Annotated in this window: 18 protein-coding genes; 5 read left to right on the top strand and 13 right to left on the bottom strand. The window is 75.9% G+C overall.

The window, feature by feature from the left end:
* Positions 1 to 25: 25 nt before the first annotated feature.
* Positions 26 to 1354: an MFS transporter gene (locus tag H6X67_RS10410; protein ID WP_249369949.1), complete on the bottom strand. Its 1329-nt coding sequence runs from the start codon at positions 1352 to 1354 to the stop codon at positions 26 to 28.
* Positions 1355 to 1648: 294 nt separating this feature from the next.
* Between H6X67_RS10410 and H6X67_RS10415 the strand changes: the two genes are divergently transcribed.
* Positions 1649 to 2224: a MogA/MoaB family molybdenum cofactor biosynthesis protein gene (locus tag H6X67_RS10415; RefSeq protein ID WP_249376556.1), complete on the top strand. Its 576-nt coding sequence runs from the start codon at positions 1649 to 1651 to the stop codon at positions 2222 to 2224.
* A 14-nt stretch (positions 2225 to 2238) separates the two neighbouring features.
* On the opposite strand, the gene mobA is transcribed toward H6X67_RS10415, so the two are convergent.
* From mobA to H6X67_RS10430, 3 genes are read right to left on the bottom strand one after another with little or no spacing between them, the layout of a single operon-like run.
* Positions 2239 to 2874 (bottom strand): molybdenum cofactor guanylyltransferase, encoded by a 636-nt coding sequence (mobA, locus tag H6X67_RS10420; protein WP_249435525.1) that lies wholly within the window; start codon positions 2872 to 2874, stop codon positions 2239 to 2241.
* Positions 2875 to 2920: 46 nt separating this feature from the next.
* A complete protein-coding gene (gene moaC / locus H6X67_RS10425; RefSeq protein ID WP_249370013.1) occupies positions 2921 to 3421 on the bottom strand; it encodes a cyclic pyranopterin monophosphate synthase MoaC in 501 nt (166 codons plus the stop codon).
* The gene (locus H6X67_RS10430; protein WP_249435526.1) at positions 3414 to 4796 is read right to left on the bottom strand and encodes a molybdopterin molybdotransferase MoeA; all 1383 of its coding nucleotides are present in this window, start codon (positions 4794 to 4796) and stop codon (positions 3414 to 3416) included. The genes moaC and H6X67_RS10430 overlap by 8 nt, the downstream gene beginning before the upstream one ends.
* A gap of 123 nt (positions 4797 to 4919) precedes the next feature.
* Here H6X67_RS10430 and H6X67_RS10435 point away from each other — a divergent pair, with 123 nt between their 5' ends.
* On the top strand, positions 4920 to 5360 hold the full coding sequence (locus H6X67_RS10435; RefSeq protein WP_249369802.1) for a molybdenum cofactor biosynthesis protein MoaE: 441 nt from the start codon (positions 4920 to 4922) through the stop codon (positions 5358 to 5360).
* A 51-nt stretch (positions 5361 to 5411) separates the two neighbouring features.
* Here the strand turns inward: H6X67_RS10435 and H6X67_RS10440 are convergent, their stop codons facing one another.
* Genes H6X67_RS10440 through H6X67_RS10450 form a run of 3 tightly spaced genes read right to left on the bottom strand, consistent with a single transcriptional unit; the run spans position 5412 to position 7264 of the window.
* A complete protein-coding gene (locus tag H6X67_RS10440; protein ID WP_249369800.1) occupies positions 5412 to 5681 on the bottom strand; it encodes a MoaD/ThiS family protein in 270 nt (89 codons plus the stop codon).
* A gap of 48 nt (positions 5682 to 5729) precedes the next feature.
* Positions 5730 to 6881 (bottom strand): GTP 3',8-cyclase MoaA, encoded by a 1152-nt coding sequence (gene moaA / locus H6X67_RS10445; RefSeq protein ID WP_249369798.1) that lies wholly within the window; start codon positions 6879 to 6881, stop codon positions 5730 to 5732.
* Positions 6882 to 6919: 38 nt separating this feature from the next.
* A complete protein-coding gene (locus tag H6X67_RS10450) occupies positions 6920 to 7264 on the bottom strand; it encodes a DUF2249 domain-containing protein (protein WP_249369796.1) in 345 nt (114 codons plus the stop codon).
* Between the two features lie 98 nt (positions 7265 to 7362).
* Between H6X67_RS10450 and H6X67_RS10455 the strand changes: the two genes are divergently transcribed.
* Genes H6X67_RS10455 through H6X67_RS10465 form a run of 3 tightly spaced genes read left to right on the top strand, consistent with a single transcriptional unit; the run spans position 7363 to position 11490 of the window.
* Positions 7363 to 8601 carry a DUF8744 domain-containing protein gene (locus H6X67_RS10455; protein ID WP_249369794.1) on the top strand — a complete coding sequence of 413 codons (1239 nt, stop codon included), beginning with the start codon at positions 7363 to 7365 and terminating at the stop codon, positions 8599 to 8601.
* Complete coding sequence (locus H6X67_RS10460) at positions 8598 to 9986, top strand: hypothetical protein (protein WP_249435527.1); 1389 nt, start codon at positions 8598 to 8600, stop codon at positions 9984 to 9986. Before H6X67_RS10455 ends, H6X67_RS10460 begins: the two co-directional genes overlap by 4 nt.
* Positions 9979 to 11490 (top strand): multicopper oxidase domain-containing protein, encoded by a 1512-nt coding sequence (locus H6X67_RS10465; RefSeq protein ID WP_249369768.1) that lies wholly within the window; start codon positions 9979 to 9981, stop codon positions 11488 to 11490. The genes H6X67_RS10460 and H6X67_RS10465 overlap by 8 nt, the downstream gene beginning before the upstream one ends.
* Before the next feature lie 51 nt (positions 11491 to 11541).
* On the opposite strand, the gene H6X67_RS10470 is transcribed toward H6X67_RS10465, so the two are convergent.
* From H6X67_RS10470 to H6X67_RS10495, 6 genes are all read right to left on the bottom strand, one after another.
* A complete protein-coding gene (locus tag H6X67_RS10470) occupies positions 11542 to 12258 on the bottom strand; it encodes a helix-turn-helix transcriptional regulator (RefSeq protein ID WP_249369766.1) in 717 nt (238 codons plus the stop codon).
* 10 nt (positions 12259 to 12268) lie between these two features.
* Entirely contained in the window at positions 12269 to 12949 is a 681-nt protein-coding gene (locus H6X67_RS10475) for a GNAT family N-acetyltransferase (protein WP_249369764.1), read from the bottom strand.
* A complete protein-coding gene (gene rsgA, locus H6X67_RS10480; protein WP_249369762.1) occupies positions 12946 to 14055 on the bottom strand; it encodes a ribosome small subunit-dependent GTPase A in 1110 nt (369 codons plus the stop codon). The genes H6X67_RS10475 and rsgA overlap by 4 nt, the downstream gene beginning before the upstream one ends.
* A complete protein-coding gene (gene aroA, locus H6X67_RS10485; RefSeq protein ID WP_249435528.1) occupies positions 14055 to 15518 on the bottom strand; it encodes a 3-phosphoshikimate 1-carboxyvinyltransferase in 1464 nt (487 codons plus the stop codon). The genes rsgA and aroA overlap by 1 nt, the downstream gene beginning before the upstream one ends.
* A gap of 286 nt (positions 15519 to 15804) precedes the next feature.
* A complete protein-coding gene (locus H6X67_RS10490; RefSeq protein WP_249368971.1) occupies positions 15805 to 15927 on the bottom strand; it encodes a ribbon-helix-helix protein, CopG family in 123 nt (40 codons plus the stop codon).
* Between the two features lie 71 nt (positions 15928 to 15998).
* A complete protein-coding gene (locus H6X67_RS10495; RefSeq protein ID WP_249368972.1) occupies positions 15999 to 18224 on the bottom strand; it encodes an NADP-dependent isocitrate dehydrogenase in 2226 nt (741 codons plus the stop codon).
* Positions 18225 to 18361: the final 137 nt, after the last annotated feature.

Consider the following 18361-nt stretch of genomic DNA (forward strand, 5'->3'; position numbering starts at 1 on the left):
TGCGTGAGGGGGCGGTGGGCGGGGCTCAGCCCGGGCGCTTGGCGTTGGGACGGGCGTAGCGGACCCAGCAGATGACGGCGCACAGGACGCAGAAGGCCGCGCAGCCGTAGAAGAAGACGGAGGTCTCGATGACGGTCAGCGCGATGCCGACGAGGAAGGGGCCCAGCGAGGCGACGGCGGCGGTGAAGCCGATCGCTCCGCCCGCCTGCCGCTTGGGCATGATCATCGGCATCTGCTTGAAGGTGGAGGCGTTGCCGACCCCGGCGAAGAAGAACATGGTGAGCAGGCCGGCCATGAAGACGGGGAAGTCTCCGGGCGAGTCCGCGGTGGCGGCCTGGAAGCCGCAGAAGGCCATGGAGGCGGCCATGCCGATGGCGGAGACGAAGGTCCAGATGGCGCCGCCGAAGCGGTCGCACAGGGGGCCCCAGGCGAAGCGGAGGAAGGAGCCGATGAGGGTGCCGATGAAGGCGTAGGAGGCGCCCTTGGGCAGGTCCGTGGCGGCCAGGGTCTCGGCGAGGGCGGAGGAGGCGCCGTAGGTGTTGTTGATGATGTTGGCGGTCTGCGCGGCGAAGCCGGAGAAGATGCCGAAGGTCATGATGTAGAGGACGGTCATGAGCCAGGTGTCGGGGTTGCCGAAGATGTCGAGCTGCTGCCTGACGTTGGCCTTGACCGGCACGTCCTTGATGAAGCGGAAGGCCAGGACGGCTGCGACGAGGGACCAGGGCAGGAAGAAGACGGTGGCGTTGACGACCATCGGTGCGCCCTCCTCGAAGGGGGCGACCCAGGTCAGGCTCAGCAGGGAGGTGCTCAGCAGGACGGGGGTGGCGAGCTGGATGACGCTCATGCCCATGTTGCCCAGGCCGCCCTGCAGGCCCAGGGCCGTGCCCTGCAGGCGCTTGGGGAAGTAGAAGCCGGTGGAGGGCATGTAGCCGGAGAAGGTGGCGGCGCCGATGCCGCAGGTGAAGGCGAGGCCCAGCAGCACGCCGAAGGAGGTGCCGGGGTCCTGCACGGCGAAGAACCAGCCGAGCATCGGCAGGACGAAGAGGAGGGAGGACCAGCCGATCATCTTGCGCGAGCCGATGGTGGCGGGCAGGAACATGTAGATGAGCCTGAGGGCGCCGCAGGACAGGCCCGGCATCGAGGTGATCCAGTAGATCTCGTTCTTGCTCAGGTCGAAGCCGATCTCGTTCAGGCGCGGTGCGATGGCGCTGGGCAGGAACCAGACGGTGAAGCCGAGCATGAGCGAGAAGGTCGTGATGGCCAGGGTCGTCCACGCGATCCGGGAGCTCCAGCGCTCGGGGTCCTCGGGGTTCCAGCCGCGCAGGACCGTGCCCGAGGTGTCGAGAGCGGGCAGGTCCTGCCCGTCGGTGCTGCTCATGAGTGCTCCTGACTGACGCGCCGCGCGGAGACGGGCGCCGAGGGGGATCGAGGGGGTGGGGACGGCTCCCTGCCATGATGGGCGCGGTGCCGCTGGGGTGCGCTGGGTGGACGTTTGTCCTGGAACAGCGCGGTTTCCCCGCCGTGTGTTTTTCACGGACCGCATCGCATTAAGTCATGTGCTCATGCGCAAATAAGTGACGGCGGACACATCCGCGGGGTGCCTGCCGGTGGGGCCGGCCCTCCGGGCGTGAACGTCTACGGTGTGACCATGCGCACGTCCCCCCAGCCCACCCCCCAGCCGGCCGCTCAGCCCGACGCCGACGCCGTCGTCCAGAAGGCTCTCATGCCCCTCGAGGCACCCGTCCGCGGCGCCGTCATCACCGTCTCCGACCGCTGCGCCCGCGGCCAGCGGGAGGACTCCTCGGGCCCGCTCGCCCAGCGCCTGCTCGGCGAGCACGGCGTCGTCGTCGACACGGTCGTCGTCGTCCCCGACGACGTCGAGGCCGTGAGGGCCGCCATCCGCAGCGCCGTCGCCGACGGCGCCCGCGTCGTCCTGACCGCCGGCGGCACCGGCGTCACCCCCTACGACCTCACCCCCGAGGCGACCGCCCCGCTGCTCGCCACCCGCCTCGAGGGCCTCGAGGCCCAGGTCCGCGCCCACGGCCTGACCAAGACCCCGCTGGCCGGGCTCTCGCGCGGCCTCGTCGGCGTCACGAGCCGCCGGGCCGACGGCGCCCTCGTCGTCAACGCCCCCGGCTCACGCGGCGGGGTCAAGGACGCGGTCGGAGTCATCGGTCCGCTCGTGCCCCACGTCCTCGAGCAGCTCGGCGGCGGCGACCACTGAGCACGGTCGGCCCCTCAACCGCCCCGCTCCCAGGCGGCGACCTCCTCCCAGGTGTCCAGGTCCCGCCCCACGCCCCGCAGCGCCCCCAGGTCCGCCTCGAGGAGCACCAGCGCCCCGAGCGCGCGCCTGACCGCCACGTCGCGCAGCGGCGCCCCGCCGGGTGCGACGACCGCAGCCAGAGGACCCGTGCGGTAGACGCCGACGAGGTACTGGCGGTGGGCGCCGTCCACGCTCACCGCCCCGTCCGCCCCCGGTGAGGCTGCCAGGCGGGCCGCGAGCACCGGCAGGGCCCGCCACGCCTCGGGTGCGTCGCAGGCGAGCAGGGCCGTCGTCGGGGCGGGCGCGCGCCCCTCGGCGCGCAGGGCGAGCAGGCCCGCCCCCGCCCCCGCCACGGGCCCGCCCAGCGGCGGGTCCTCCAGCGCCCGCAGCACGCCGTCGGGCAGGGACACGTCCTCAGGGGCCACGACGACGACCCCGCCCAGCGCCAGCGGGCCGCGCAGGCTGTCCAGACCCCGGAGCACGTGGTCGATGAGACGGCCCCCGCGCGCCACGACGTCGGGCTTGGAGACCCCGCCCAGGCGCGCGCCCGTGCCGCCCGCGAGCACGACGACGTCCAGGCCCCCCGCCCCGACGGCGGTGGGCGCGAGCACCGGCGCGCCCGCGGGCGGGCCACCGGCCCCGGCCCGGTGCACCGCCTCAGCCCTCGTCGTCGGCCGCACGGACCCAGTCGCCCGAGCGGCCCCCCGACTTCGCCGTCACCCTCGCCTCGCGCAGGCACACCGAGCGGTCCACCCCCTTGACCATGTCCACGACCGCCAGGCCCGCCACCGTCGCGGCCGTCAGCGCCTCCATCTCCACGCCTGTGCGCTCCGCCGTGCGCACCGTCGTCTCGATGCGCACACCCCCGTCCTCGACGGCGAGGTCGACACGGCACCCGTGCACGCCGATGACGTGCGCCAGCGGCAGCAGGTCGGGCACCCTCTTCGCCGCCGCGATGCCCGCCACCCGCGCTACGGCCAGCACGTCGCCCTTGGGGACGCTGCCCTCGCGCAGGGCGGCGACCACCAGCGGGGAGCACTGGACGAAGGCGCTCGCGCTCGCGGTGCGCACGGTCGGCTGCTTGGTGGTGACGTCCACCATGTAGGCAGCACCGGCCTCGTCCAGGTGGGTCAGGCGGATCTGGGAGGGGTCAGTCACGGGTCTCTCCGTCTCGGGCGGGGTGGGTGGGCAGGGGTGAGGCGGGGCGCCTCAGGACGATGAGGCCGACCTCCTGGCCCGGCTCGACGGCGGGTGTGCGCGCCTCGACGACGGCGAGGGCCTGCGCGGCCCCGAGAGAGGCGACCAGGTGCGAGCCGGAGCCCAGCCGGTGCACCGGCGCCACCCACGGTCCGGGCGCCACGGCCCCGGGCGCCCCCGGCAGGTCCCGGCCCCCGCCGCCCGGTGGGGCGACCAGGCGCACCGGCAGGTACTGGCGCCGCTCGCCCGCCGTCCTCCACCCCACTGCCGCGCGGGCGGGGACCGGCGCCACCGAGGCGGCCGCCTCCTGGAGGCCGTGGCCGGACAGGAGGGCCAGCGCGGGGGCGACGAAGGCCGTGAAGGACACGAGGACGCTCACCGGGTTGCCCGGGAGCATGATGACGGGCACCTGCCGGCCGTCCTGAGCGCGCACCGTGCCGTGCCCCTGGGGCTTGCCCGGCTGCATCGCCACCTTCGCGAAGGACAGGCTCGTGCCACGGCCGTGCTCGGGGCAGGCGGCCAGCATGGTGAGCGGGTCGAAGGCGCCCGCTGACACGCCGCCGGAGGTGATGACGAGGTCCGCCTCACCCGCCGCCTCGCGCAGCACCCGGGCGAGGTCCGCCGCCGTGTCCCCGGCGCGCAGGAGCGCCGCCGCCCGGGCCCCGTGCTCCGCGAGCAGGCCCGTCAGCAGCAGCCCGTTGGAGTCGGGGACCGAGCCCGGAGCCAGGGGGGCGCCGGCGTCGACCAGCTCCGCACCGGTGGAGACGACGGCGACGCGCGGACGCGGGTGGGCCCGCACGGCGGACAGGCCCACCGAGGCCAGGGAGGACAGGACCGTCCCCGACAGCGCCGTGCCCGCCCTCGCCACCGGCTCCCCGACGGCGACGTCCTCACCGGACCGGCGCACGTTGAGGCCCACGCGGGCCGGGGTGCGGACCTCCACCACCGGCGGCAGCGGCGCCTGGCCCGGCAGCTGGTCCGTGTCCTCCACCCGGACGACGGCGTCGGCGCCCTCGGGCAGCATGGCGCCGGTCATGATGCGCATCGCGGTGCCAGGTGCGAGCGGGCCGGGGGCCGTGCCCGCGGGCACGTCGCCCGAGACCGGCAGGCGCACGGGGGCCCGGTCGGCGCCGACGGTCTCGACGGCGCGCACGGCGTAGCCGTCCATCGCGGAGCTCGTCCAGGGCGGCACGGGCAGGGCGGCGGTGAGGTCCTCGGCGAGGACGAGCCCGTGGGCGCCGGCCAGCGGGACCTCGGTGGGGGCCAGGGGCGAGAGCGTACCCAGCAGCCGGGCGAGGTAGTCCTCGGGTGAGCGCATCTGCTGAGCCTGAGCCATCTCGGGTCCTTCCGTCGCGGTGGGGAGGCTGCCCGGGGACATCATGCCCCGGGCCGCCGTGTACGGTCGGGGCCGTGCGCCCGGACCTGTGCCCGGGACCGCCAGCCCCTCACGAGGAGAAGCATGACGCAGCCCCGCCCCAGCGCCGTCGTCGTCCGCGCCGAGGTCACCGCCGACGAGGTCAGCGCGGCCGAGCTCGCTCAGGCCGTCGAGCACCGCGCCGCCGGCGCCGTCGTCACCTTCGACGGCATGGTCCGTGACCACGACGGTGGCCGGGGCGTGACCGGCCTGACCTACCACACGCACCCGACGGCGGGTGCCGTCGTCACCGAGATCGCCGCCGAGGTCGCCGCGCGACCGGGCCTGCGCGCCCTCGCCGTCGTCCACCGCGTGGGGGAGCTCGCCGTCGGTGAGACGGCCCTCGCCGTCGCCGTCAGCGCCGACCACCGGGCCCCCGCCTTCGACGCCGTGCGCGACCTCGTCGAGGAGGTCAAGAGGCGCCTGCCCGTGTGGAAGCACCAGACCTTCGCCGACGGCAGCCGGCAGTGGTCCAACCTCGCCTGAGCCCGACGACGCGCGCCCGCGGGCTCAGCCGCCCGCTGTGACGCCGCGGGCTCAGCCGCCCGCAAAGGGCGGCAGGACGTCGACACGGTCGCCGCCCTCCAAGGGCGTGAGCGAGTCGGCCGGCGTGGACAGGGAGTTGACGAGGAAGGTCGACACGCCCACCACCGTCGCCATCTCCAGGCCGCGCCCGGCCAACAGCTCGCGCAGCCGGGCGAGGGTCGTGCCCGCCTCCACCTCAAGGCGCTCCTGGGGACGGCCGGCGGCCTCGGCCGCAGCGGCGAAGTAGTGCACCTCGATCGAGGTCGGCGGGGTCGGGCTCATGCGGGCTCCTCTGGTTGCGGCGCACCCACGGTAGCAACCGCACGGGCCTCAGCCGCCGATGGTGGACATCGTGCGCGCCGGGCGCTCGAAGCCGTCCGGCGCGGCCCACGGCCCGTCGCAGCCGTGCGCCAGGGGCTTGCCCCACGTCGCCGCGGCCCAGAGCCTGAGGACCTCCTCGTCCGAGGCCCCCGAGCGCATCGGCCCCCTGAGGTCCGTCTCCCGGGACGAGAACAGGCAGGTCATGAGCCGGCCGTCCGCCGTCACCCGCGTGCGGTCGCAGTCCGAGCAGAAGGGGGCGGTCACCGAGGAGATCACCCCGACGACGCCCGCCGGGTGGCTCCCGTACGCGCTCCGGCCCGCCGCCACCCGCCACAGGGTCGCCGGCCGGCGGTCGGCGCGCCCGACCTCCTCGAGGCGGAAGCCCGCCCCCGCCAGGACCCGCAGCACCTCCTCGCGCCCGACGACCTCCTGGGGCCGCCACGTCTGGCGCGGCCCCAGCGGCATGTGCTCGATGAAGCGCAGCTGCCACCCCCGGCGCAGCGACTCCGCCAGCAGCCGCGGCGCCCGCTCCTCAAGGGCCCCCGCGACCGCGACGGCGTTGACCTTGACCGGGCTCAGCCCCGCCTCCTGGGCGGCGGCGATCCCCCGCAGCACGTCCTCGAGACGGTCCCGGCGCGTGAGCGCCGCGTACTCGACCGGCTCGAGGCTGTCCAGGGAGACGTTGACCCTGCCCAGGCCAGCCGCCCGCAGGCCCGCCGCCCGCTTGTCCAGGCCCAGCCCGTTGGTCGTCAGCCCCACGTCCACCGGACTGCCCGAGCGGGTGCGCAGGCCCGCGACGGCCGCGACGACCTCCTCGAGGTCGCGGCGCAGCAGCGGCTCCCCGCCGGTGAGCCGGACCCTCTCGACGCCCAGGCGCTCGACCGCCAGGCGGGCCAGGCGGGCGATCTCGGCCACCGTGAGCAGGTCCGGCGTCGCCAGCCACGGCAGGCCCTGGGCCGGCATGCAGTAGGTGCAGCGCAGGTTGCAGCGGTCCGTCACCGACAGGCGCAGGTCACGCACCGTGCGCCCGTAGCGGTCCACGAGCCGGGTGACGGGGCCGCGGGCCAGGGCCGTGGGCGGCTCGGGCACCGGCCCGCGCAGCGCACCGCAGGGCGCGGGCGTGGGCAGGTCCACGACCGGGCTGCGGCTCAGGGCGGGCATGTCTCGAGGATAGCCAGGCGCTCGGTCCGCGGGTGCGCTCAGGCGGTGCGCCGGATGTGGACGCGTGCGAGGCCGTCGCCGACCTCGAGCACGCGGTGCTCGAAGGTGAGGGGCAGCTGGTCGATCTGGGCCAGCAGCGGCCCGGGCACGTGCGGGGCGAGCAGGTCGAAGCCCTCGCCGACCCCGAGGCTCGAGGCGGCGCCGATGACGGCGGCGTGACGCAGACGGTGCGGGATGGGGCGGGCGTCGAGCGTGAGGGGCCCGTCGCCGTGGGCGCCGCAGCCGCAGCCGCCGGCCGTGCGGGGGCGGGACTCCTGAAGGGGGATGAGCCTGGGCTCAGCGGCCCCGGTCGTCCCGGTGGGCTCGGTGGTGGTGTCGCTCATGGCGGGCTCCTTGCTCACAGGCTTGTGGTCGTCCCCCGCCCCGGGAGCGGGAGGCTGCGCCTTGGCGCACACCCCCCTACTTTATTACGGTACAGACTGTGAGAAACAAGGTGGCTCCGCGCCTCGCCGTCCTGGCCCTCGGTGCCGCCTGCCTCCTGGCCGGGCTCGACTCCGCCCTCCTGCGCCTGGGCGTCTGGGCCCCCGTCGGAGGAGACGGCGCCACCCTCAGCGCCCGTCTGTCCGCCCTCCACGGCCCCCTCATGCTCGTCGGCTTCCTCGGCACCGTCATCGCCCTCGAGCGCGCCGTCGCCGCACGCCGGGCATGGGCCTACCTCGCCCCCGCCGGCTCCGCCCTCGGCTGCCTCTCCCTCCTGCTCGGCGCCCCCGCGCCCCTGGGCCGCGCACTCGCCCTCACCGGAGCCCTCACCCTGCTCGCCGTCTACCACCGCGTGCGCCGCCGGGCCCCCTCCGCCGCCGTCGACATCGAGTCCCTGGGCGCCGTCAGCCTCGCCCTGGGCGACCTCGTCTGGCTCCTGGCCCCCGACGACCTGACCGCCGCCGTCCCCCTCTGGCTCCTCCTCCCCACCCTCACCATCGTCGGCGAGCGCCTCGAGCTCGCCCGCATCGCCTTCATCGACGAGGTCGTCGAGCGCACCGTGCGGGGCCTGTCCCTCGCCGCCGTCCTCGGGGCCTGTCTCCTGGGCGTGGTCGAGACCGCCCACGTCCTCGTCGGCGCCGCCCTGCTGGGGCTCGCCGTCGTCATGTCCTGGTACGATGTCGCCCGCCGCACCGTGCGCGCCCGCGGCGCCGCCATGGCCGGTGTCCGCTTCATGGCCGCCTCCATGCTCGCCGGCTACCTCTGGCTCGCCGTCGCCGGCGCCACCTGGACCCTCGCCTCCCTGCGCGGGGGCACCGGCCCCGCCTACGAGGCCGTCATCCACAGCCTCACCCTCGGCTTCGCCTTCTCCATGGTCCTGGCCCACGCGCCCACGATCATCCCTGCGGTCATCCACCGCCGCCTGCCCCACCACCGCGCCATGTGGCTGCCCTACGCGCTCCTGCACGGCGGCCTGGCCCTCCGGCTCGCCGGCCTGGCCGCGGACGCCGCCGCACCCTGGCAGGTCGGCGGAGCCCTCGGCGTCATCGCCGTCATCACCTTCCTGCTCCTGGCCGTCACCCGCGTGCTCACCGCCGGGTCCTTCACCAGCGGCCAGCCCTCCCGGGCGCCGCACCCGGTCACCGCGCCCTCGGCACAGGGCGTGCGGACGACGACGGGCGCGGCTCACACCGCCGACACTGTGGCCGCGCCGTCCGTGAGGACGGGAGCGACCCTGTGAGCCACCCCATCAGCCCCCGGCTGGGCACCTCCCCGAGCGCCCCCGCCCCGCCGGCCCCGCCCGGCGCCCGCCGCCCGCGTCGCACCACCCAGGTGCGGCGCAACCTCGTCGTCCTCGCCTGGGTCCTGGCCGCCGCCCTCCTCGCCCTGCTGGTCCTGGCCGGCCCCCTCGGCGCCTGGGGCCAGTGGCTTCCCCTGCACGCCCTCCTCCTGGGCGGCATCGGCTCGGCCATCACCATCTGGTCCGCGCACTTCGCCGACACGCTCCTGCACCGCCCCGCCCTCGGCGGCGCCACCCTGCTCGACACGCGCCTGGGCGCCCACAGCCTCGGCACCGTCCTCGTCCTGGCCGGCATCACCACCGACCGCGACCCGCTCGCCCTGGCCGGGGTCGGCGTCGTCACCGCCAGCGCCCTGGCCGGGGCACTGGCCATCGCGGTCCAGCACCGGCGCGCCCTCGCCCCGCGCCTGGCCGGCCTCGCCCTGCACTACGCCGTCGCCCTCGTGCTGCTCGCCGTCGGCGCCGTCCTGGGCTGCCTCACGAGCTGGGCCGCCGACCGCGGCCGCGCCGACCTCTCCGACGCCCTCTACACCGCCCACACCACGACGATGCTCCTCGGCTTCGTCGGCACCACCGTCCTGGACACCCTCACCGTCCTGTGGCCCACGATGCTGCGCACGAGGATGGAGCCCGAGGCGCCCCGCTGGGCCATGGCGGGCCTGCCGCTCCTCGTGGCCGGAACCGCCCTGCTCGCCACCGCGGGAGCCTGGGCGCCCCTGGCGGCTCTGGGCGCGCTCGTCTACCTCGCCGGTGCCGCGGGCGTGCTCGTTCCGGCCTGGAGGACCGCCCGGCGCGTGCCCCCGACCTCCTTCGCCACCGCCTCCGCGGCCGCCGCCGTCGCCTGGCTCCTCGCCTGCGTGCTGTGGGTCGGTGCCGGCGTGAGCGTGGCCGGCAGCGGCGGCGCGGACCCGGGCGCCGCCCGCGACGTCATCCACGCCGTGCGCGTGCCGCTCGCCGTCGGCTTCGCCCTCCAGGTCCTGGCCGCCGCCCTGTCCTACCTCACGCCCGTCATGCTCGGCGGGGGACCGGCCGCCACCCGGGCGGCCAACGCCATCATGGACCGGGCCGCCGCCTACCGGCTCGTGGCCGCCAACAGCTGCCTCCTGCTCGCCGTGCCGGCGTCCCTGCCCTGGCCCGTGAGGGCCGCCACCGGCCTCGTCGCCGGCGCCTGCGCCGCCTACGTCCCGGTCGGCATGGTGCTCGCCTGGGCCGGGCACCGCCGCCGCAGGAGGGCCGACGACGCCGTCGGGCCCGGACGGCCAGCAGCCTCAGCCGCAGTCCCCGCCCCGACCAGACCCGAGCAGAAGGACGACCGAGATGAGTGACACCACCGGGCCCAGCCAGGCCGGAGGCCCCACCGGAGCCCACGGCGCCACGCCCCGGCCCTCCCCGCGCCCGGCGGCCCCGCGGGCCGACGTCACCGCCGGCACCGCCCCCAGCGTGGCCGCCGCCCAGCGCACGGACGCCGCCCAGGCGCAGGGCCCTCGACCCACCGACCGACGCGGCGCCCTCCTGGGACTCGTCACCGCCGGCGCGGCCGTCGTCGTCGGCTCCGTCGCCGCCAACCGCGCCCCGGCCCCCAGCACCACCGGCACGACCGGCACAGTCACCGCGACCGGACGCACCGTCGAGGTCACCGTCAGCGTCAACGGCATGCGCTTCGTGCCCGACACCATCGACGTCGCCGCCGGGGACCGCCTCCTCCTCACCCTCGACAACACCTCCGACCAGGTCCACGACCTCGTCCTGGCCACCGGCGCCTCCACCGGGCGGGTGGCCGCCGGAGCCTCCACCACCCTCGACGCCGGCGTCATCACCGGTGCCACCGAGGGCTGGTGCTCCATCGCCGGCCACCGCGCCCAGGGCATGGTCCTGCACGTCACCACCGACGGCGCCGGCGGCGCCCACCACCACGCCTCGGGCGGCTCGGCCTCCGCGGCGGTCGACCTCCAGGCGCCCCTGCCCGAGGGCTTCGAGCCCTTCGACGCCGCCCTCGCCCCCGCACCCGCCGTCACGACCCACCGCCACACCTTCACCGTCACCGAGGTCGACGGCGCCTACGTGGGAGCCGGCGTCACCCAGACCCGGTGGACCTTCAACGGCACCTACCCGGGCCCCGTCCTGCGCGGCAGGGTCGGCGACGTCTTCGAGATCACCCTCGTCAACGAGGGCACGATGAGCCACTCCATCGACTTCCACGCCGGGATCGTCCCTCCCGACGACGTCATGCGCTCCATCAACCCCGGTGAGAGCCTCGTCTACACCTTCACCGCCGCCCACGCCGGCATCTGGCTCTACCACTGCTCCACCGCCCCCATGAGCGTGCACCTGGCCTCCGGGATGCACGGCGCCGTCATCATCGACCCCGACGGCCTGGCCCCGGTGGACCGCGAGTACGTCCTCATCCAGTCCGAGATCTACCTCGGGCCCGAGGGCGGGGACACGGACGCGGACAAGGTCGCGGCCAAGACCCCCGACCTCATGTGCTTCAACGGCGTCGCCTTCCAGTACGCCCTGGCGCCCCTCGAGGCCCGCTCGGGCGAGCGGGTGCGCCTGTGGGTGCTCGACGCCGGGCCGTCGCTGGCCTGCTCCTTCCACGTCGTCGGGCTGCAGCTCGACACGGTCTTCCTCGAGGGCGCCTACATGCTGGGCGGGCCCGATGAGCTGGGGCGGACCTGGGGCGGTGGCTCGCAAGCGCTCGGCCTGCACCCCGCCCAGGGCGGCTTCGTCGAGGCGGTCGTGCCCGCGGCCGGCCACTACCCGATGGTCACCCACGCCTTCGCCGACATGGAGAAGGGCGCCAAGGCGGTCCTCAAGGTCACCGACTGACCCGGAGCGGGGCGCCTCCCCGCCCGCGACGGCCGGGCCGGCGCCCGGGGCTCAGACCGCCAGGGACAGGTGGCAGCCGTCCGGCCGAAGGGGCTCGACGGCGACCCGCGCCCGCCCCTGCCCGCCCGGGTCCGTCTCGGCGTCGTTGCGGCGCAGCTCCTCGTTGAGGAAGGCCTCGTGCATGACGCACACGAGGGTGTGCGGCGTCCTCGAGCGCGTCACCAGGGGGCAGGCGCGCAGCAGGAGGCACCCGCCGCCGTGGGGCTCGGGGGCGAAGCCCATCCTCGTCAGGTGAGGCTCGAGGGCGGCCACGCGCTCCTCGTCGCTCAGCGGCGTGCCGTCAGCGTGCCCCTGGACCGCCGGGGCGTCAGTGACCACCGCCCAGCGGTGACCGATCTCCTGGGCGCAGCGCAGCCCCGCCTCGTCGGTCCCGATGGTCTCGCACACGACGTCGAGGAGCGTGAGGTAGGAGTCCAGGACGTCCTCGGGGTCCGGCGCCGTCGAGGAGTACAGGATCGAGGGGCGCCCGCGCCGGCCCGTCGCGCGGCTCTGCGAGGCGACGAACCCCGCCGAGATGAGGGCGTCCAGGTGCTCGCGCACCGTGTTGTGGTGCAGGCCCAGCGCCGTGGCGACCTCCAGGGCCGTGACCGCCTCGGCGCAGGACTCGACGTGCTCGAGCACCCTGCGGCGCGTGGGCGGCAGCGCCGAGCGGGTCGACAGGTCCGCCCACGAGGGGCGGGGCGCACGAGGGGACGAGGACGGGGGCACGCCCCTCACCCTAGCCCCGGCCGGACGCTCGCGCCGCCCGCGTCATCGCCCAGTAGACCGGCAGTGGCTCATGGTCCAGCACGGTCCTCAGAGCGAAGCCGAGGCGCTCGTAGAGCCGGCGCGAGCCCGGTGTGGTGGACTCCAGGTGCGCGGCGACGCCCTGGGCGTCCACGCGCTCCAGGCCGTGGCGCAGCAGGGCCGTGCCCGTGCCGGTGCCGCGCGCCCGCGCCGCGACGGCCACCATGTGCAGGTACCAGTGCGGCTCGGGCGGCCGGGCCGCCTCGCACTGGGCGCCGTCGGTCAGGACGAGGTCCCAGGCGCCGCCCAGCAGCCCCAGGTCGAGGCCCGCAGGGGGCTCGTCCCCCGGGCCCAGCGGCCCCGACGGGTCCCCTGCCCCGCCCACCGCGGGGGCGTCCCACAGCGTGACCCCCAGCAGCCGCTCCTCGCCGTCGGCACCGGCGGCCACGGCCAGGTCGACGACGGCGCCCGCACGCCGGGCAGGGTCGGTGGACAGGTAGCGGTCGGTGAGCTCGACCCGGTGCAGGTGGTCCAGGGCCGCGCGCGGGTCGGGGGCGGCGCCCGCGATGGCCCCCATGAGCGGGTCGGCCAGGAACACCTCGGTGAGCAGGCCGGCCACGGCCTCGAGGTCCGCCGGGGTGCCCGGGCGGATGGTGACGGACGCGCTGCTCACTCCCACTCCTTGCGGTGCGTTGAGGGTACCGGGTCCTCGGCCTCCAGGGAGGGGGCCAGCAGGCGGCGGAAGGAGTCGACGCGGGAGCGGCGCAGACCGCGCTCAGCGCCGTCGAGTCCCGCGGCGCCCCACCAGGCGTCCAGGGCGCAGTCGAGGACCCCCTGCTCGTGCGTGCAGCCGCGCGGGCAGTCCTCGGCGACCTCGGCCAGGTCCGGGAAACCGCGCAGGACGTCCGTGCTGGACACGTGCGAGACCCCGAAGGAGCGCACGCCGGGGGTGTCGATGACCCAGCCGCCGCCGGGCAGCTCGAGCGCCTGCAGGTTCGTCGAGGTGTGGCGGCCGCGGCCCGTGACCTCGTTGACGTGCCCGGTCACCCGGTCGGCGCCCGGGACCAGGGCGTTGATGAGGGTGGACTTGCCGACCCCGGAGTGGCCGACGAAGACGCTCGTGCGCCCACCGATGACCTCGCGCACCGCCTCCACGCCGTCGCCCCTGGCCCGCGAGGCCTCCGCCCGGCTCGAGGGGTCCAGGCGGGTGGAGACCGAGCGGACCCCCAGCGGCTCGTAGAGGGCCAGCAGCCCGGCGGCGTCGGCCAGGTCCGACTTGGTGAGCACGAGCAGGGGCTCCATGCCGGCGTCGTAGGCGGCCACGAGGTAGCGGTCGATCATGCGCGGGCGCGGCTCGGGGCTGGCGACGGAGGTGACGATGACGAGCAGGTCCGCGTTGGCGACCACCGGCCTCTCCGTGCCGGCGGCGTCACCGTCCTCGGCGCTGCGGCGCAGCAGCGTGCGGCGCTGCTCCACGCGCACCATCCGGGCGAGCGTGTCCTTGCGTCCGCTCACGTCCCCGACGACGGCGACCCGGTCGCCGACGACGACCTTGCCGCGCCCGAGCTCGCGGGCCTTCATCGCCGTGATGTCGCCCGAGCCGTCCTCGGTGAGGGCGGCCCGCTCCAGGTGGATGCGGTAGTGGCCGCGGTCGATGCGGGTGACGGTGCCGTGGTGGGCGTCGGCGTGGGCGGGACGCTGCTTGGTGCGCGGGCGCGAGCCCTTGCCGGGGCGCACGCGCACGCGCGGGTCGTCGGTGCCGGTGTCGCGGCGGGCCATCAGTGCTCCTCGCTCTGGTCGGCGGCGGTGGGGGCGACGGCGGCGGAGGCGGGGGTGGTGGCCGGGGTGAGCACCGCCTCCCACAGGGCGGGGAAGGACGGCAGGGTCTTGGCGGTGCAGGCGACGTCGTCGAGCGCGGTGCCGGGCACGGCCAGGCCGACGACGGCGGCGAAGGTCGCCATCCGGTGGTCGGCGTAGGCGCGCAGGAGGGCCGGGGCCAGGCGCTCGCCGTCGGGCAGGGCGTCGACCTCGATCCCGTCGGCGATCTCGCGGGCGGTGGCGCCCAGGCGGCGGGCCTCGGCGACGAGCGCGGCCAGGCGGTCGGTCTCGTGGCCGCGCAGGTGCGCGATCCCGGTCAGGCGGGAGGCGTGGCCCTGGGCCGAGGCGAGGACGGCCAGGGCGGTGACGGTGGGGGCGAGCTCCCCGACGGCGGACAGGTCGGCGTCGATCCCGCTCAGCCGGCCGGTGCCGCGGCAGGTCAGGCGCACGGTGCCGGCGCCGTCGGGCTTGGTGGTGAGCGTGCCGCCCAGCCGGGGCAGCAGGTCCCGCCAGGCGTCCCCCGCCTGGGTCGTCGCCGTTGGCCAGCCCGGGACGGTGACGCTCCCGCCGGCGACGAGGGCGGCGGCCAGGAAGGGGCCGGCGTTGGACAGGTCCGGCTCGATGGTGACCCGACCGCCCGACGGGCGTCCGGGGCCGACCCGCCAGGTGCGCCGCCCCTCGGGCAAGGCGGGGTCGGGCTCGGTGACGGCCAGGCCCCGCTCGCGCAGGGCGGCGGTGGTCATGGCCGCGTGCGGCAGCGAGGGGACCGGGCCAGTGGGGGTGACGGCGAGGCCGCCAGGCAGCAGGCAGCCGGTGAGCAGGAGCGCGGAGAGGAGCTGGGAGGAGGCGGAGGAGTCGAGGTCCACCGTGCTGGACGTGGTGGGGGAGGGGCTGTGCGCCGGGGCTGCGGGCGGGCTCAGGCGCACCGGCAGGCGGCCGGGTGCGCCCAGGTGCTCGACGCCGGCGCCGAGGCGGGCCAGCGCGTCGAGCAGGGGGCCCAGGGGGCGCAGGCGGGCGGCCTCGTCGCCGTCGAGGACGAGGGGGGCGTCGGCCAGCAGCACGAGCGGCGGGACGAAGCGCATGACCGTGCCGGCCAGGCCGCAGTCGACGTGGCCCGCGCCGTCGGGGCCTGTGGCCACGTGCAGGGGCAGCGGGGCGGGGGCCACGTGCAGGCGCGTGCCCTCGTCGTCGAGCTCGGTGAAGCGGGCGCCGAGGGTGGTCAGGGCCTCGCGCATGAGGTCGGTGTCGCGTGAGCGCAGCACCCCGGTCAGGGTGGTGGGGGCGTCGGCGAGAGCGGCGAGCAGGAGGGCGCGGGCGGTCAGCGACTTCGAGCCGGGCAGGGCGACGACGGCGTCGAGGGGGCCGGTGGCCGCGGGGGCGGCCCAGGGGGCGGCGGGGGTGCTGCGGTCGTCCGGGCGTCTCACGGGCGCCATTGTGTCAGGAGGTGGAGTGGGGACGGGTGCTCAGGACTCCGAGGTGCCGCTGACGTGCCTTCATCGCGTGGATGATGAGCTCGTACCCGTCCTCTCGAGGAAGAGGCTGATGACCTCAAGCGGGCGGCCAGCGGGGTCAAGCCCGATCATGAGCCAGCGCCGTGGGTCATCCTCGTCGTCCAAAGGCCATGAGGTGAGCGCGTGCTCTGCTGCGTAGAGCACGTCCCCGTCGTCGAGGGCGTGTGCGGCGTAGTGCTTCCGGGCTGACGGATGGATGTCAGGCAACGTGAGCCCACTCGCGAACAGCTGCGCGCACAGCCTCCGACCGCGTCGTGAGCCCCTCGGCCTCTGCTCGTGCAGTGAGCGCAGCCAGTGTTGCTGCGTCCAACCGGACCGTCACGACGAGGCCCGGACCGTCGCCTACCGCCGCCCGGCCCGCCTCGGGCAGGTCGCCTGCGCGCTCCCGCCCGCTCAGAGGGCGTCGATGATCGCGTTGAGCGTCGCGGAGGGGCGCATGACCGCGTCCGTCAGCGCGCTGTCGGGCCGGTAGTAGCCGCCGATGTCCACCGGCGATCCCTGCACGGCCACGAGCTCGGCCTGCACCGCCTCGTTGGCGGCCCCCAGGCGCTCGGCCACCGGGGCGAAGCGCGCGGCCAGGGCGGCGTCCGCCGTCTGCGCCGCCAGCTCGCGCGCCCAGTACAGGGCCAGCCAGGCGTGCGAGCCGCGGTTGTCCACCGAGCCCAGGCGCCGCGCCGGCGAGCGGTCCTCCTCCAGCAGCGTCGTCGTCGCCGCGTCCAGCGCGTCCGCGAGAACCGCCGCCCGCGCGTTCGCGCTGACCTCGGCGACGTGGCGCAGCGCCTCCGCCAGGGCCAGGAGCTCGCCCAGGGAGTCCCAGCGCAGGTAGTTCTCCTCCAGCAGCTGGCGCACGTGCCTGGGCGCCGAGCCGCCCGCCCCCGTCTCGTACAGGCCGCCGCCGTTCATCAGCGGCACCACTGAGAGCATCTTCGCGCTCGTGCCCACCTCGAGGATCGGGAACAGGTCCGTGTTGTAGTCGCGCAGCACGTTGCCGGTCACCGAGATCGTGTCCTCGCCGCGGCGCGCCCGCTCAAGCGACAGGCGCGTGGCCGCCACCGGGTCCATGACGCGGATGTCCAGGCCCTCGGTGTCCTCCTCGGCCAGGTAGCGCTCGACCAGTCCCGCCAGGACCGCGTCGTGGCCGCGCTCGGGGTCCAGCCAGAACACGGCCGGGGCGCCCGTGGCGCGGGCGCGCACCACCGCCAGGTGCACCCAGTCGCGCGCCGGGGCGTCCTGCGTCTGGCAGGCGCGCCAGATGTCGCCGGCCTCGACCTCGTGCGAGAGCAGGACCGTGCCGGGCTCGCAGCCCGCCCCCTCGGCGACGACGACCTCGACCCTGCCGGCGGCCGGCACGAGGAAGGTCTTGTCGTGCGAGCCGTACTCCTCGGCCTTGCGGGCCATGAGGCCGACGTTGGGCACGGTGCCCAACGTCGTCGGGTCGAGGGCTCCGTGGGCCTGGCAGTCCTCGATGACCGCCTGGTAGACGCCCGCGTAGGAGGAGTCCGGGATGACGGCGAGCGTGTCGCGACGCACCCCGTCCTTGTCCCACAGCGTGCCGCCACCGCGGATCATCGCCGGCATGGAGGCGTCGATGATGACGTCGCTGGGCACGTGCAGGTTCGTGACGCCCCGGTCGGAGTCCACCATGGAGATCGCCGGCCCGGCGGCGATCTCGGCCTCGATCGAGGCCCGCACCGCCTCGCCCTCCTCCAGCGCGTCCAGCCCCGCCAGGACGGCCCCCAGGCCGTCGTCGGCCCGCAGCCCGGCGGCCTCAAGCGCCTGGCCGTAGCGGGCGAAGGTCCGCGGCAGGACGGCGCGCACGGCGTGGCCGAAGATGATGGGGTCCGAGACCTTCATCATCGTGGCCTTGAGGTGCACGGACAGCAGCACGTCCTCCGCCTTGGCGGCGGCGACCTGCCGGGCGAGGAAGGCGTCGAGCGCGGCGGCGCTCATGAAGGTCGCGTCCACGACCTCCCCGGCGCTCACCTCCAGCGACTCGCGCAGGACGAGCGGGGCGGAGCCGTCCGCGGGCAGCAGGCGGATCTGCAGCGCACCAGCCTCGGGGACGACGACGCTGCGCTCGTTGTGGCGGAAGTCGTGCGCCCCCATGGTCGCCACCCGGGTGCGGGAGCCCTCGCGCCAGGCGCCCATCGAGTGCGGGTGCGTGCGCGCGTAGGCCTTGACGGCGCGCGGGGCGCGGCGGTCCGAGTTGCCCTCGCGCAGCACCGGGTTGACGGCGCTGCCCTTGACCGCGTCGTAGCGCGCCCGCGTCTCGCGCTCGGCCTCGGTGGCGGGCTGGTCCGGGTAGTCGGGCACGTCCACGCCCTGGGCCTGCAGCTCGGCGATGACGGCCTTGAGCTGCGGCACGGAGGCCGAGACGTTGGGCAGCTTGATGATCGTCGCGCGCGGGGAGGCGGTGAGCGCCCCCAGGGCCGCGAGGTCGTCGTCGGCCAGGCCGAAGGCCGCCATGACGCGCCCGGCCAGCGAGATGTCCGCCGTCGCCACGCTCACACCGGCCGCCCCCAGGAACCCCTCGACGACGGGCAGGAGGGAGTGGGTCGCCAGCATCGGCGCCTCATCGGTCCAGGTGTAGATGACGTCGGCGTCGCTCAGGCGGCTCATGGACTGCTCCTTGACAGGGGTGTGTGCGCTACCCGGCCAGCCTATCGGGTGGCGGCCGCGCCTCCCCGGCGCCCGCAGCCCCGCCGCCCGGCCGGCCGTCGCCCGCCGGCGGCGAGCAGCAGGCACGCCCCCAGCGC

Source organism: Actinomyces sp. AC-20-1, from assembly GCF_023369555.1.
GTDB lineage: Bacteria > Actinomycetota > Actinomycetes > Actinomycetales > Actinomycetaceae > Actinomyces.